General features: G+C 65.9%; 10 protein-coding genes. 2 read left to right on the forward strand and 8 right to left on the reverse strand.

Going from position 1 to position 12,848, the window contains the following annotated elements; translation table 11 throughout:
• Positions 1–23 precede the first annotated feature (23 nt).
• Entirely contained in the window at positions 24–1,715 is a 1,692-nt protein-coding gene (locus I6F33_RS16140; protein WP_225113092.1) for an outer membrane protein, read from the reverse strand.
• Between the two features lie 318 nt (positions 1,716–2,033).
• On the opposite strand from I6F33_RS16140, the gene I6F33_RS16145 reads away from it, so the two are divergent.
• Entirely contained in the window at positions 2,034–2,894 is an 861-nt protein-coding gene (locus tag I6F33_RS16145) for a class I SAM-dependent methyltransferase (RefSeq protein WP_225113093.1), read from the forward strand.
• A gap of 123 nt (positions 2,895–3,017) precedes the next feature.
• Here the strand turns inward: I6F33_RS16145 and I6F33_RS16150 are convergent, their stop codons facing one another.
• The 6 genes from I6F33_RS16150 to I6F33_RS16175 form a co-directional block, all read right to left on the reverse strand.
• Positions 3,018–3,998: a cation diffusion facilitator family transporter gene (locus I6F33_RS16150; protein WP_036010229.1), complete on the reverse strand. Its 981-nt coding sequence runs from the start codon at positions 3,996–3,998 to the stop codon at positions 3,018–3,020.
• 2 nt (positions 3,999–4,000) lie between these two features.
• On the reverse strand, positions 4,001–7,219 hold the full coding sequence (locus I6F33_RS16155; protein ID WP_036010226.1) for an efflux RND transporter permease subunit: 3,219 nt from the start codon (positions 7,217–7,219) through the stop codon (positions 4,001–4,003).
• Positions 7,212–8,198, reverse strand: a complete 987-nt coding sequence (ihpB, locus tag I6F33_RS16160) for a divalent metal ion exporter adaptor subunit IhpB (protein ID WP_036010224.1) — start codon at positions 8,196–8,198, stop codon at positions 7,212–7,214. The genes I6F33_RS16155 and ihpB overlap by 8 nt, the downstream gene beginning before the upstream one ends.
• A complete protein-coding gene (gene ihpA, locus I6F33_RS16165; RefSeq protein WP_036010223.1) occupies positions 8,195–9,469 on the reverse strand; it encodes a divalent metal ion exporter subunit IhpA in 1,275 nt (424 codons plus the stop codon). The genes ihpB and ihpA overlap by 4 nt, the downstream gene beginning before the upstream one ends.
• A gap of 55 nt (positions 9,470–9,524) precedes the next feature.
• Positions 9,525–9,887: a hypothetical protein gene (locus I6F33_RS16170; RefSeq protein ID WP_036010221.1), complete on the reverse strand. Its 363-nt coding sequence runs from the start codon at positions 9,885–9,887 to the stop codon at positions 9,525–9,527.
• Between the two features lie 120 nt (positions 9,888–10,007).
• The gene (locus I6F33_RS16175) at positions 10,008–10,238 is read right to left on the reverse strand and encodes a hypothetical protein (RefSeq protein ID WP_051057014.1); all 231 of its coding nucleotides are present in this window, start codon (positions 10,236–10,238) and stop codon (positions 10,008–10,010) included.
• A gap of 360 nt (positions 10,239–10,598) precedes the next feature.
• Here I6F33_RS16175 and I6F33_RS16180 point away from each other — a divergent pair, with 360 nt between their 5' ends.
• Complete coding sequence (locus I6F33_RS16180) at positions 10,599–11,489, forward strand: hypothetical protein (protein WP_036010217.1); 891 nt, start codon at positions 10,599–10,601, stop codon at positions 11,487–11,489.
• A 63-nt stretch (positions 11,490–11,552) separates the two neighbouring features.
• Here I6F33_RS16180 and pepT read toward each other — a convergent pair whose 3' ends face one another.
• Positions 11,553–12,803: a peptidase T gene (gene pepT / locus I6F33_RS16185; RefSeq protein ID WP_036010215.1), complete on the reverse strand. Its 1,251-nt coding sequence runs from the start codon at positions 12,801–12,803 to the stop codon at positions 11,553–11,555.
• Positions 12,804–12,848: the final 45 nt, after the last annotated feature.

Below are 12,848 nucleotides of genomic sequence, written 5' to 3' on the forward strand. Positions count from 1 at the left end.
AGCGACGACCAGCAGTGGGGTGATCAGTACTTCGCCACGACGGGGCCTCCGCCCCAGTTGAAGCGATAGACCAGCTGGCTGCGAACGGCGTGAACCCATTTCTCGGAATCGATCGACGCTCCAACGGACAGACCCGTTGCCGTGTCGCGGACGGCGTTCGTTGCGGTGTCGAATTCAGAGAACCGATATTCGGTCTTCCAGAACAAGCCCGGCACGATCTTCAGCGCGTGTTCTTCGCCGGCGCCGATGAACCAGCCCCTGTAGGTACGCTTGTCCATGAACACGCCGCTTGGTCTTCCGAACGGCGCAGCGTTGAGGGTGAAATCGGTACGGTCAAAGCTGGCTTCGGTATAGCCGACTGAGAAATAGGTTAGGAGGCTCGGGGTCGCCAGCCAGCCGAGCCGGCCGCCGCCCGCCCAGGCCGAGCTCATCTTCTCTTCGCCCACGATCCCGAAGCGAGGCGGGCTGAGCTGGCCCTTGAGGCTGCCGATATCGTAGTCGCCGAATGCGCCGACGACGAAGGCCGCGCCCGCTGCCGCAAACTGGTAGTCGCAGCCGCCCTGCACAGTCCCGAAGAAGCCGCGGCCTCCGGTCGTTGCTGTATCGCTGAAGCGGGTTCTGGTGGGACCATCGATGTAGGTCGTGCTGTCCTGATTCCAGAGCCCATAGCCTCCGCCGCCGCCGACGTGGCAGCCGGTCCAATTCGTGAGCGGCGTGGGGGCCGGAGGCGCCTTCAGATAGGCAGGGGACGTCACATCGGCGGCGGGGCCGCTCGAATTGAAGCGGTAGACCAACTCGCTGCGGACAGTGTGGACGTACTTCTTCGAATCCTCGGAAAAGCCGATCGGCAATCCGCTCGCCGTATCCCGGATCGGATTTGTGCCGACATTGAAGTCGGAGAAGCGGTATTCCGTTTTCCAGAAGAGACCCGGCAGGAAGCCCAGCGCATATTCGGCGCCGGAGCCGATGAACCAGCCATCGTAGGTTCGCTTGTCCTGATAGAGGCCGGCCGCAACTCCGAAGGGCGGAAAGTTCAGATTGAAGTTCGTGCGGTCGAAAGTCGCTTCGGTGTAACCCGCCGAGACATAGGTCAGCAGGCTAGGCGTCGCCAGCCAGCCGAGACGGCCGCCGACCGCCCAGGCCGAGCTCATTTTCTCGTCGCCAACCATCGAGAAGCCGGAGGGAGTGAGCCGCCCGGTTAGACTGGCGAAATCATAATCACCGAAGGCGCCGATCACGAAGCGCTCGCTGGCCGCCGCAAACTGATAGTCGCATCCCGCCTGTACCGTCCCGAAGTACCCGCGGCCACCGGTGGTGATCGTATCGGCATTCTGAAAGCGGAGCGGACCGTCGACAAAAGTCGAATTTTCCTGATTCCACATGCCGTAGCCGCCGCCGCCCGCGACATAGCAGCCGGTCCAGTTGACGAAAGCTGCGGCGACAGCCGGTGGCTTGGCGTATTTGCGCGGAAGGTCGGCTGCCAATGCTGATCCGGAAAACGTCACCAATGCCACGAGGGCGGGCGCAACCTGCTTCATTCCAAACATTCCCATCCCACCAGACCGCGGCCAAGCGACCCCTCGCCAAGCCACAATCGACTCCTCGGACAAACATACGAAGTTTGATTCAGAATGCTGTTGCAGGAAGGCTACAATCGCGGAAAGTGTGCGGCTCGCCTGTGCATATCCAGCCGCGAGCCGGGCTTTTCGCGACACCGCGTTTCTGGTGTCGGTCTCGTGGGAGCAGAGGGTGCGAGCCTTGGCCCTTCGAAGGGACCGGATGGCGTCCAGCAGAACCTCTTTGCTAGCAGAGGGTTCTGACGGTTCGACGCGTGCAGTCCAGGGCTGCGGACATCGACAGCTTTCCGAAAGTCAGTCTCTGATCGGACGCGGCCCGGACGGGCCGGTACGCGCCGACGCGGCAATCCGTCGCGCGACCTCCAAGGCGCTCTCACACGTGCCTGACGTTAGGGCGCCCGCTTTTCGACCGAACAGGCTTCTATGATAGAGCAAGAATAGATGATGGAGCCTTGAATGGAACGACCCGCCGGGCACGCAGAGAACGCCGACCAGATCGCCTATTGGAACGGGCCGAGCGGGCAGCGCTGGGCCGATCGCCACGCGGCGCAGGAGAAGCTGCTCGGCCCTATTGCCGACGTGTTGATCGACCGCGCCAAGCCGAAGCCGGGCCAGCGCGTTCTGGATGTCGGCTGCGGCTCCGGCGCGACGACGTTGGCCTTCGCAAAGGCGGTGGCGCCCGATGGCTTCGCGCTTGGCCTCGACGTCTCCGAGCCGATGCTGGCGCAGGCGCGGGCGCTCGCGCCGAAGGGCCTGCCGCTCGACTTCGTGCTGGCGGATGCGACCGTTTATCCGTTCGAACCGGCGAGCTTCGATCTGCTCGCTTCACGCTTCGGCGTGATGTTCTTCGCCGATCCCATCGCGTCCTTCGCCAATCTGCGTCGCGCGCTGAAGCCGGCCGGCCGGCTCGCCTTCGCCTGCTGGCGGGAGCCGAAGGAAAATCCGTGGGCGATGACGCCGCTGATGGCGGTCTACAAGCACGTGCCCAAGATGCCGCCGGTTGGGCCGGAGGAGCCGGGCCCGTTCGCCTTTGCTTCGGAAGAGCGCGTCATGCGCATCCTGAAAGGCGCAGGATTCGCGGACGTCGCGATGGAGCCGCACAATCTGTCGATGGACATTGCTATCGGCGGCGGGCTCGAGGCCGCCGTCGACGGCTCTCTCCAGATCGGTCCCGCCAGCCGCGCACTCCAGGGCCATCCGCCCGAGACTTATGAAGCTGCCAAGGCTTCGATCCGCGAGGCGCTCGCGCCGTTCCTGAAGGAGCAGAGCGTGGCGCTCCAGGGCGCGATCTGGATCGTGACGGCGAAGGCGGGCTAGGGCGCAGCGCTCTCCACCGTCATTGCGAGCGAAGCGAAGCAATCCAGAATCCCTCCGCGGAGACAATCTAGATTGCTTCGTCGCAACGGCTCCTCGCAATGACGATGCGGAGGCAGAGTCGCCTCACACCACATCATCCGGCGCGAGCGCGCAGCCGTTGTCGGGATGCGTCTCGACCTGGAGCGTGGTGTGGCCGATGCGGAAGGATGTCTTGAGGAGCTCCGTCGTCTGCATCAGGAATGCGTCGTCGCTGCCTGCGGGCATAACGAGGTGGCAGGTCAGCGCCGTCTCGGTGGTCGAGATTGGCCAGACGTGGAGATCGTGAATCGCCGAGACGCCCGGTCGCGCCAGCAGGAACGCCCTGATTGCGGCGAGGTCGGTACCCTTGGGCGCGGCCGCCATCGACATGTCGATGGAGCCGCGCAAGAGGCTGGTCGTGCTCCAGAGGATGGTGGCGCAGATGATGAGGCTGGTGATGGGATCGAGCCAGAGCCAGCCGGTCCAGATGATCAGCGCGGCCGAGACCACGACGCCGAGCGAGACCGCGGCGTCGGCGGCCATGTGCAGATACGCGCCTTCGATGTTGATGTCGTCCTTGCGTCCGCCAGCGAACAGCAGGGCGGTAAAACCATTGATGAGGATGCCGATGCCGGCGACCACCATCACGGTGACGCCTGCGACCGGCTCCGGCTCGCGCAGGCGCAGGATCGCCTCCCAGCCGATCGCGCCGGTCGCGACCAGCAGGAACACCGCATTGGCCAGCGCCGCCAGGATGGTGGAGGCGCGAAAGCCGTAGGTGAAGCGGCCTTTGGGCGCGCGGCGGGCTGCGATCGAGGCGCCCCAGGCGATGACGAGGCCGAGCACGTCCGACAAATTATGGCCGGCATCGGCGAGCAGCGCGGTGGAGTTGCCGACATAGCCGTAAACCGCCTCGGCCACGACGAGCGCGGTGTTGAGCGTAATGCCGAGCGCGAACGCCTTGCCGAAACTGGCGGGCGCGTGGACATGGCCGTGTCCATGACCATGATCGTGTGTATGGCCATGCGCATGCGAGTGGCCCGCATGATCATGGTCGTGATGACCGTGGTGGTCGTGGCTGCCCAAATCTAGCGCTCCGCAGACGCCGCCAAATCAGGGGCCATTGTAGGCGTTTCCTTCGCCACGTCACGGCGGAACAGCACGTAGAGCGCCGGCAGCACCAGCAGCGTCAGGACGGTCGAGGAGAGAATGCCGCCGATCACCACGGTTGCGAGCGGCCGCTGCACCTCGGCCCCGGCGCCGGTGGCGAGCGCCATCGGCACGAAGCCGAGCGAGGCGACGAGCGCCGTCATCAACACCGGGCGCAGCCGTGTCAGCGCGCCTTCGCGCACGGCGTCCGCGACCGAGCGTCCCTCGCTGCGCAGACGCTCGATGAAGGCGATGATGACGAGGCCATTGAGAACGGCAACGCCGGATAGCGCGATGAAGCCGACGCCGGCGCTGATGGATAGCGGAATGTCGCGCAGCAGCAGCGCCGCGACGCCGCCGGTCAGCGCCAGCGGCACGCCGGAGAACACCAGCGCCGCATCCGCCGCCGATCCCATGCCCATGAACAGCAGCAGGAACACCAAGAGCAGCGCCACCGGAACCACGATCGTCAACCGCTTGGTGGCCGAGACCAGCTGCTCGAACTGGCCGCCCCAGCCGATCCAGTAACCCGGCGGCAGCTTGACTTTCTCGGCAACGGCCGCCTCGGCCTCCGCGACGAAAGAGCCGAGGTCGCGCGCACGGACATTGGCCGTGACGACGATGCGCCGCTTGCCGTTCTCGCGGCTGATCTGGTTCGGCCCCGGCGTCGCATCCACGGTGGCGACCGATGACAGCGGCACGTAGCGCATCTGGGTGAGGGGCGAGTTGGCCAGCGCCGTTCGAACGGCGCTGCCGGTTGCCGCGTCCTCGGCGGGCGGCAGCGGGATCGGGATCGCCCGGATCGCCTCGAGATTGCCGCGCAGGTGCTCCGGCAGGCGCACCACGATGTCGAAGCGGCGATCGCCTTCGAACAGCTTGCCGGCCGACTTGCCGCCGACCGCGATCTCGACGATGCCCTGCACCTCGGCGACGCTGAGGCCGTAGCGGGCAAGCGCCTGGCGATCGAGGCGCACGGTGAGGATCGGCAAGCCCGAGACCTGCTCGATCTTGACGTCGCTGGCGCCGCGGATGCCGCGGATCGCGGCCTCCACCTGCTTGGCGGCGCCTTGCAGGATGTCGAGGTCGTCGCCGAAGATCTTGACGCCGACATCGGTGCGGACGCCCGAGATCAGCTCGTTGACGCGGAACTGGATCGGCTGGGAGATTTCGTATGCGCTGCCGGGAATCTCGTCTGCAGCATGCTCGATGGCCTCGACCACCTCCGATTTCGACTTGCCCGGATCGGGCCATTCGGCACGCGGCTTCAGCATGACATAGCCATCGGTCTGCGCCGGCGACATCGGGTCGGTGGCGATCTCCGCGGTGCCGATGCGGGTGAAGAACTCCTTCACCTCCGGAATCTGCATGATGCGCTTTTCCAGCGCCTTCTGCAGGTCCAGCGACTGCGTGAGGCTGGTACCTGGAATCCGGATCGAGGCCAGCGCGACGTCCCCTTCGTCGAGACTCGGAATGAACTCGCCGCCCATGCGCGAGGCGGCGATGCCGCTCGCGGTCACGATGAGCGCGGCGGACAGGGCGACGGCGAGCCGGTTATCGATGGCAAAGCGGAGCAGGGGGAGATAGGCGCGCTTCGCCGCGCGCATGAATAGGTTTTCGTGCTCGGACACCTTGCCGGTGACGAAGATGGCGACGGCCGCCGGCACGAAGGTGATGGAGAACAGCACGGCCGCGCCCAGCGCCATCAGCACCGTCAGCGCCATCGGCGTGAACATCTTGCCCTCGACGCCGGTCAGCGTCAGCACGGGCAAATAGACCACGGCGATGATCAGCGTTCCGAACAGGCTCGGCTTGATGACCTCACTTGACCCGCGCAGGATCGCGCGCAGCCGTTCGGGCGTCGTCAGCAGCCCGCCTTTCTCGCGCTGAGCCACCGCCAGCATGCGCAGGCAGTTCTCGACGATGATCACGGCGCCGTCGACGATGATGCCGAAGTCGATCGCCCCCAAGCTCATCAGGTTGGCGCTCACCTTGGTCTCGACCATGCCGGTGATCGTCAACGCCATGGACAGCGGAATGACGCAGGCCGTGACCAGCGCGGCGCGGAAGTTGCCGAGGATCAGGAACAGCACGGCGACCACCAGCGCCGCGCCTTCCAGCAGGTTGTTCCGGACGGTGCGGATGGTGGCTTCGACGAGATCGGTGCGGTCGTAGACGGTCCGCGTCACGACGCCCTCGGGCAGCGATTTGGCGATGTCCTCCAGACGGGCTGCGACGCGGCGGGCCACGGTCCGGCTGTTCTCGCCGATCAGCAGCATGGCGGTGCCGAGCACGGTCTCCTCGCCGTTCCAGGTCGCAGCGCCCGTGCGCAAATCGCGCCCCTCGGTGACAGCAGCGACGTCCCTGATCCTGACCGGATTGCCGCCGCGCGAGCCGATGACGATGTCCTGGATTTCGCTGACAGTGCCGACCTGGCCCGGCGAGCGAACCAAATATTGCTCGCCGTTGCGCTCGATATAGCCGGCCCCGACATTGGCGTTGTTGGCGGCGAGCGCGGTCATCACGTCGCGGAAGCCGAGCCGGTAGGCCATCAGCTTGCCGGGATCCGGCAGCACGTGGAATTGCCGCTCGAAGCCGCCGATCGTGTTGACTTCGATCACGCCCGGCACGTTGCGAAGCTGCGGTCGGATGATCCAGTCCTGCACGGTGCGCAAGTCGGTCAGCGAATAGTCGCGGTCGCCCTGCGTCTTCGCGCCCGCCTTGGCCTCGAGGGTGTACATGAAGATTTCGCCGAGGCCGGTCGAGATGGGACTCATCGCGACCTCGACACCCGCCGGCAGCTGGTCTTTCACCTGCTGGATGCGCTCGCCGACGAGCTGCCGGGCGAAGTAGATGTCGGTGCCGTCCTTGAAGACGACCGTGACCTGGCTGAGGCCGTAGCGCGACAGCGAGCGGGTGTAGTCGAGCTTTGGCAAGCCGCCCATCGCAGTCTCGACCGGGAAGGTGATGCGTTGCTCGGTCTCGAGCGGCGAATAGCCGGGAGCGCGGGTGTTGATCTGGACCTGGACGTTGGTGATATCAGGCACGGCGTCGATCGGCAGGCGCTGGAAATTCCAGGCGCCAAAGGCGACGGCGCCGAGCGCGAGGACGAGGACCAGCCAGCGCTGCTGCAGCGAGACGGCGATGAGACGCTCAATCATGCTCGGCCTCGCCCTTGCCCATCTCCGCCTTCACGACGAAGCTGTTCTCCGCGACGTAATGCTCGCCGGCCGAAAGCCCGGCCTTGATCTCGACATGGCGCGGATCGGAATCGCCTGTTTCGACCGGGCGCGCCTCGATCTTGTCGCCGTCCTCGCGCACGAACACGATGGTCTTGTTCTCCAGCGTCTGGATCGCGCTGCGGCGCACGGCAACCGCGACATTGCGCGCCGCGAGGATCAGCCGCGCCGTGACGAACAGGCCGGGCCGCAGCCGTCCGTCCGGATTTGGCAGCACCACGCGCGCCAGCGCGGTCTGGGTCTCGCTTGAGCCGATCGGTGCGATGTAGGAGATCGTGCCCTTGATCTCGCCGCGGCCGTCGTCGGGATCGATCAGGACCTCGTCGTTGAGGCGGACGCGGCGGAGGTCCTGCCGGTAGATCGACAGGTCGACCCAGATGGTGGAGAGGTCGGCGACCACGAAGGCCGGCTTCTGCTCGGAGGCGTATTCGCCGAGCGAGATCTGCCGCTCGATGATGGTGCCGGCAATCGGCGCCTTCAGCTCGTAGACGGTGAGGCTCTGGTTGCTCTCGATCGCGGCGAGCAGGTCGTCCTTGCCGACCTTGTCGCCGATCCGCTTCTGGATGGATTTGGCGAGGCCCGGAAAGCGCGGCGTCACCTGCACCACGGCTTCCTGGTTGGCGCGCAGGATGCCGTTGAAGGCGAGCGTGTCGGTCAACGTGGCGCTGGCGGCTTCCGCCAGCGTGACGCCCGCGGCCGCCAGCTTGACGTCGGAGATGCGGATGCGGTCGGCGCCGTGCTCGTCCTGCTCGACATGGTCGTTCGGCTTCTTATGTTCGGAATGCTCGGCGTGTTCGCCGTGCTCGGTGTGCGCGAGCTTGTCTGCTGCGAGCAGGGAATAGCCGTAAGCGCCGAGCGCGGCGGCGACGATGGCTACAAGGATGGTGGAGGACGTCTTCATCGCGCGCTCTCCCGGGCCAGCGTAAAGGGATTGCCGACAAGGCCTTCGATGATGGCCACGCCGGCGTGGAAATTCTGCAGCGCCTCCTGCTCGCGCAGCCGCGCCTGGGTGACGCTGGCCTGGGCGTCGAGCACTTCGAGCAGGGTGAAGCGGCCCTGGCCATAGCCTTGCGAAATCGCCTCGGACGCTTCGACGGCCTTGGGAATTGCGGTCTCGCGCAGCACCGCGAGCTCGCGCAGCGATCCCTGCAGCGAGTCATAGGCGCGGCCGGCGATCACGATCAGCGCGTTGCGGTTGGCCTCGCGCTCGGCTTTGGTCTTGGCGAGGCTTTCCTGGGCCGAGAGGATGTTACCCTGGTTCTGGTCGAAGACGGGGATCGGCACGGAGACGGTCAGCCGCGCCGCATCGTCGCCCGTTTCGTTGAAGTGGCGCCAGCCAGCCGCGATCCGCACGTCCGGATAGGGCCTGAGCCGCGCCAGTAGCAGCTCGGCATTGCGCTGGGCGTAGACTGCGGTCCAGCGCACCAGCTGCGGATTGGCGTCGATGGCGGCAACCACGGCCTGGAACGCCGGCGGCCGCCCGGTGGTGTCGAGCCGGCCGGACACCTCGCCGAATTTGGCGGCGGGATCGCCCATCAGCACCGCAAGCTCGCGCCGGGCGCTCGCCAGCGTCGCCTTGAAGCGCTCGCGGTCCGCCTTCACCAGGGCGGAGGCGACCTCGGCGCGGCCGGTCTCGGCCGGCGAGGAGGCACCGGCCTCGACACGGCGGCGCAGAAGCGGCGTCAGGCGGTCGATCGCGGCGATCTGCTCGTCGAGGATCTGGATGCGCCGCTGCGCGCCGAGCACGCTGAGAAAGGCGATCGCGGTCTCCGACAGCACCTCCAGCCTGATCGCCTTGCGCTGGATCGCGGCGACCTCGACGCCGGCTGCGCCTGCGGCAATCCGCGCCTCGCGCTTGCCGAACAGCTCGAAGGCCTGGCTGATCTGGAGCGTGGTCTCCGCCGAGCGCGTTCCGCGATATCTGCCGGAGCCGAATGAATCGTCCTGTTCGTAGGACAGTTCCGGATTGAGCAGGGCGCCCGCCTGGATACGCTGGCCCGTGGCGATGCCGACGTCGCGCTCGGCTGCCGTCAGGCGCGGGCTCGCCGCCAGCGCGCGCGACAGCGCGCTTCGCATCGTTAAAGTCTGGGCGTGAGCCGGTGCAAGCGCCGATGCTGCAATCAGACACGCTGCCGCGCACGCGAGGCGCGCGGCCATTCCCCTGCAAAACATAAAATCGACCTGTGAAGGATGAACCTAATGGGCGCGCCGCGCCCGACCAATCCGTTCAGGCAATAGGTCTGGGAGGGGGAGAGTCGGTATCGGGCACAATTCCGGCGAGGCGGGGGGCCTGTTGCGGGCTCGGTGCCGACACGAGCGCGATCGCCGCGGTCGATGGTGCCGGCTGTGCCACGGTCAGCGAAAAGCAGCCGTGGCAATGATGTCCGCCGATGGTCTTGTGGTCGCCATGGCCGGTAGCGCCATCGAGGACCGCGGCGATCTCCGAACCGCCGCGGGGCGTGGTGACGTCGATGTCGTGCGCGCCGTGCAGAGCGCCCGCGAGCAGATAGACCGCCGCGATCAGCACGGACAGCAGCCCGCGCGGAAAACGCGAGCGGCGGGATCCTGAGGGCTGACGGTTTGCGAGCACGAGTTCACTCTGGTTGCGGACTGTGCCCGGCCTAGCATGGGTGCGGGAACAGTGTCGACCCGCAACATTGTTACGTCCCTGGAACAATTGCCGCAGCAGTGCATGCGCTGCCAGCGCCTCTCACTGGCGGATAATGACGCGCCGATGCGGCGCCATGGTTTCGAACGCGGGGGCCGGAGCGTCGCTGCCATTGTCACCTTCCATGGTGATGACCGCCCGACAGCTCGCCTCCATAGCCCGTTCCAGCCATTTGATGGCTTCGTCGATCCATTGGTCGTGGTGCTCGGGATCGGCGAGGGCCTTCTCCCGGAATGCATTCGCCTGATGCAGGCACGCCGTTCTGCGGTCCACCGCGCCTCTCCTGATCCGGAGGTTCCGCCCCGATCGCATCATTGATGATCCCGGATCCGGCGTCGTTAACATACGACAGGAGGAAACCTGCCGGCCGCAACGCGGAAAGGCCCCAGCCGGACGAGCCGGCTGAGGCCTCATGTGCTCACAATCTCTATCCCTAGGACTTGGACAGACAACCCGCATCCTCCAAGTTCGTTCCATACGATCTGTCCAATTTGGAACGTTCCTCATACCTCGCGATTAGCGAGAGAAGAGACTGAGGAGGACGGACAATGGACGGACTGATTTATCTGATCGGCTTGATCGTCGTCATCATGGCGATCCTGTCGTTCTTCGGCCTGCGCTGAGAGCGCCGCGATGACGGTCGAGACTCTGATGCGGGAAGAGGTCATGGAAGGCGGCTTGGCAGTTGAGGCGCCTCGAACCATCCAGTGGAGCTCGGTGTTCGCGGGCGCGCTTGCTGCGAGTGCAATGTCGTTCATCCTGATCGGTTTTGGTGTCGCGGTCGGCCTCGGTGTCAGTTCGGCCTCGCCGAGCTGGCGCGATGCGTCGGCGGCGCTGGCGCTACTCTCCGGGCTCTATCTGATCATCCAGGCGATCGTCAGTTTTGGATTTGGCGGTTACGTCGCCGGCCGGACCACCCGGTCCGAGCCAGCGCTCGCAACGATCGAGGATGACGGCGAGCGGCGGGACGGGCTTCACGGGTTGACCGCCTGGGCGCTGGCAGTCCTGGCCGGCGCCGCGCTGCTGGCCCTTCTCGGCGCTGCCGCGATCGACCGTTCCCCGATGCGCAGCTCGGCGAGCAACACCTCGGCCGCCGAGCCCCTGTTGAGCTATGAGCTCGACAAGCTGTTCCGCGCGCCGCGCCGCGCTCCGAACACCGACCTAAGGGAAGCGCGCGCCGAAGCCGGACGTATCCTGATGACGTCGTCCAGCCACAGCGGCGTCGCCGCCGATGACCGGACGTACCTCGTGCAGCAGGTCGCCGCGGTCACGGGACTGGCGGCCCCCGACGCCGAAAAGCGCGTTGACGCCCTGATCGCAGACGCGAAGACGGCGATCAACCGCGCGCGGCGCAACTCGATCATCGTGGCGTTCTCGGTCGCAGCCGCGACCCTGATCGGCGCCGCAGTGGCCTGGGCCGCGGCGGTTGCCGGCGGACGCCATCGCGATGGAGAGCCGTTGCCGAACTGGATGGCGAGCGCCAACCGCTTCCACCGCAACCCGCGCGCAATGCCGGTGCCGTAGGCCCCTCAACCAAATGGAAATGGCCGGGCGCAAGCCCGGCCATATTCGACTCTTCAGGAAGCGTCAGGCCTTCTCTTCCCAGATCATCGCCAGATGCACGATGGTCTGCACCGCCTTCTCCATGTCCTGCCGGCTGACCCATTCGAGCCGCGAATGGAACGCGTGCTCGCCGGCAAAGATGTTGGGGCAGGGCAGGCCCATGAAGGACAGGCGCGAGCCGTCGGTGCCGCCGCGGATCGCGGTGCGCATCGGGCGCAGGCCGGCGCGGCGGATCGCCTCGATGGCGTATTCGAGCACGTGCGGGTGACGATCGATCACCTGCTTCATGTTGCGGTACTGCTCCTTGACCTCGAACGTGTAGGTCGAGCGCGGGTAGTCCTTCATCACGTCCTTGACGATGCCCTCGAGCAGCGCCTCCTTCTCCTTCAGCCCTTCCTCGGTGAAGTCGCGGACGATGAAGGAGAGCGTCGCCTGTTCGAGCGCGCCGTCGATGCCGATCGGATGCACAAAACCCTGCTTGCCCGAGGTGGTCTCGGGCGAGCAGCCCTCCTTCGGCAGACGCTCGACGATGGCGGCGGCGATCTTGATCGCGTGCTCCATCTTGCCCTTGGCGTAGCCGGGATGGGCGCTGACGCCGTTGATGGTGATGGTGGCGCCGTCGGCCGAGAAGGTCTCGTCCTCGACGCAGCCGGCGCTCTCGCCGTCCATGGTGTAACCGAAATCGGCGCCCAGCTTGTTCAGGTCGACATTATCGACGCCGCGGCCGATCTCCTCGTCCGGCGTGAACAGGATCTTGATGGTGCCGTGCTTCACGTCGGGATTGTTGATGAAGAAATGCGCGGCATCCATGATCTCGGCGACGCCGGCCTTGTTGTCGGCGCCTAATAGCGTCGTGCCGTCGGTGGTGATGATGTCGTTGCCGATCTGGTTCTTCAGCGAAGGGTGCTCATTGAAGCGGATCACCTGGCTGGTGTCGCCGGGCAGCGTGATGTCGCCGCCGCGATAGTTCTTCACGATTTGCGGCTTGACGTCCTTGCCGGTGACGTCGGGCGAGGTGTCCATGTGCGAGCAGAAGCAGATCACCGGCACCTTCTTGTCGGTGTTGGCCGGGATCGTTCCGTAGACGTAGCCGTAATCGTCGAGATGCGCGTCCACAACGCCCATGGCCTTCAGCTCGGCAGCGAGCACGCGGCCGAGATCCTTCTGCTTCTCGGTCGACGGCGAGCTGGGGGATGCCGGATCGGACTGGGTGTCGATGGTGACGTAGCGCAGGAAGCGCTCGGTCACGGTATGCGAAAAGGAGAGGGAGGACATTCTGGTCAAACCGCCGGGTGTTCTTGAAGCTGGCGGTATATCAGA

Source organism: Bradyrhizobium sp. BRP20 (assembly GCF_020194215.1).
Taxonomy (GTDB): domain Bacteria; phylum Pseudomonadota; class Alphaproteobacteria; order Rhizobiales; family Xanthobacteraceae; genus Bradyrhizobium; species Bradyrhizobium yuanmingense.

Excerpts from the sequence above, each read along its gene's own strand:
- I6F33_RS16155 (WP_036010226.1), bottom strand. The coding sequence starts at position 7,219 with ATGATTGAGCGTCTCATCGCCGTCTCGCTGCAGCAGCGCTGGCTGGTC.
- I6F33_RS16145 (WP_225113093.1), top strand. The coding sequence starts at position 2,034 with ATGGAACGACCCGCCGGGCACGCAGAGAACGCCGACCAGATCGCCTAT.
- ihpB (WP_036010224.1), bottom strand. The coding sequence starts at position 8,198 with ATGAAGACGTCCTCCACCATCCTTGTAGCCATCGTCGCCGCCGCGCTC.
- ihpA (WP_036010223.1), bottom strand. The coding sequence starts at position 9,469 with ATGTTTTGCAGGGGAATGGCCGCGCGCCTCGCGTGCGCGGCAGCGTGT.
- pepT (WP_036010215.1), bottom strand. The coding sequence starts at position 12,803 with ATGTCCTCCCTCTCCTTTTCGCATACCGTGACCGAGCGCTTCCTGCGC.
- I6F33_RS16180 (WP_036010217.1), top strand. The coding sequence starts at position 10,599 with ATGACGGTCGAGACTCTGATGCGGGAAGAGGTCATGGAAGGCGGCTTG.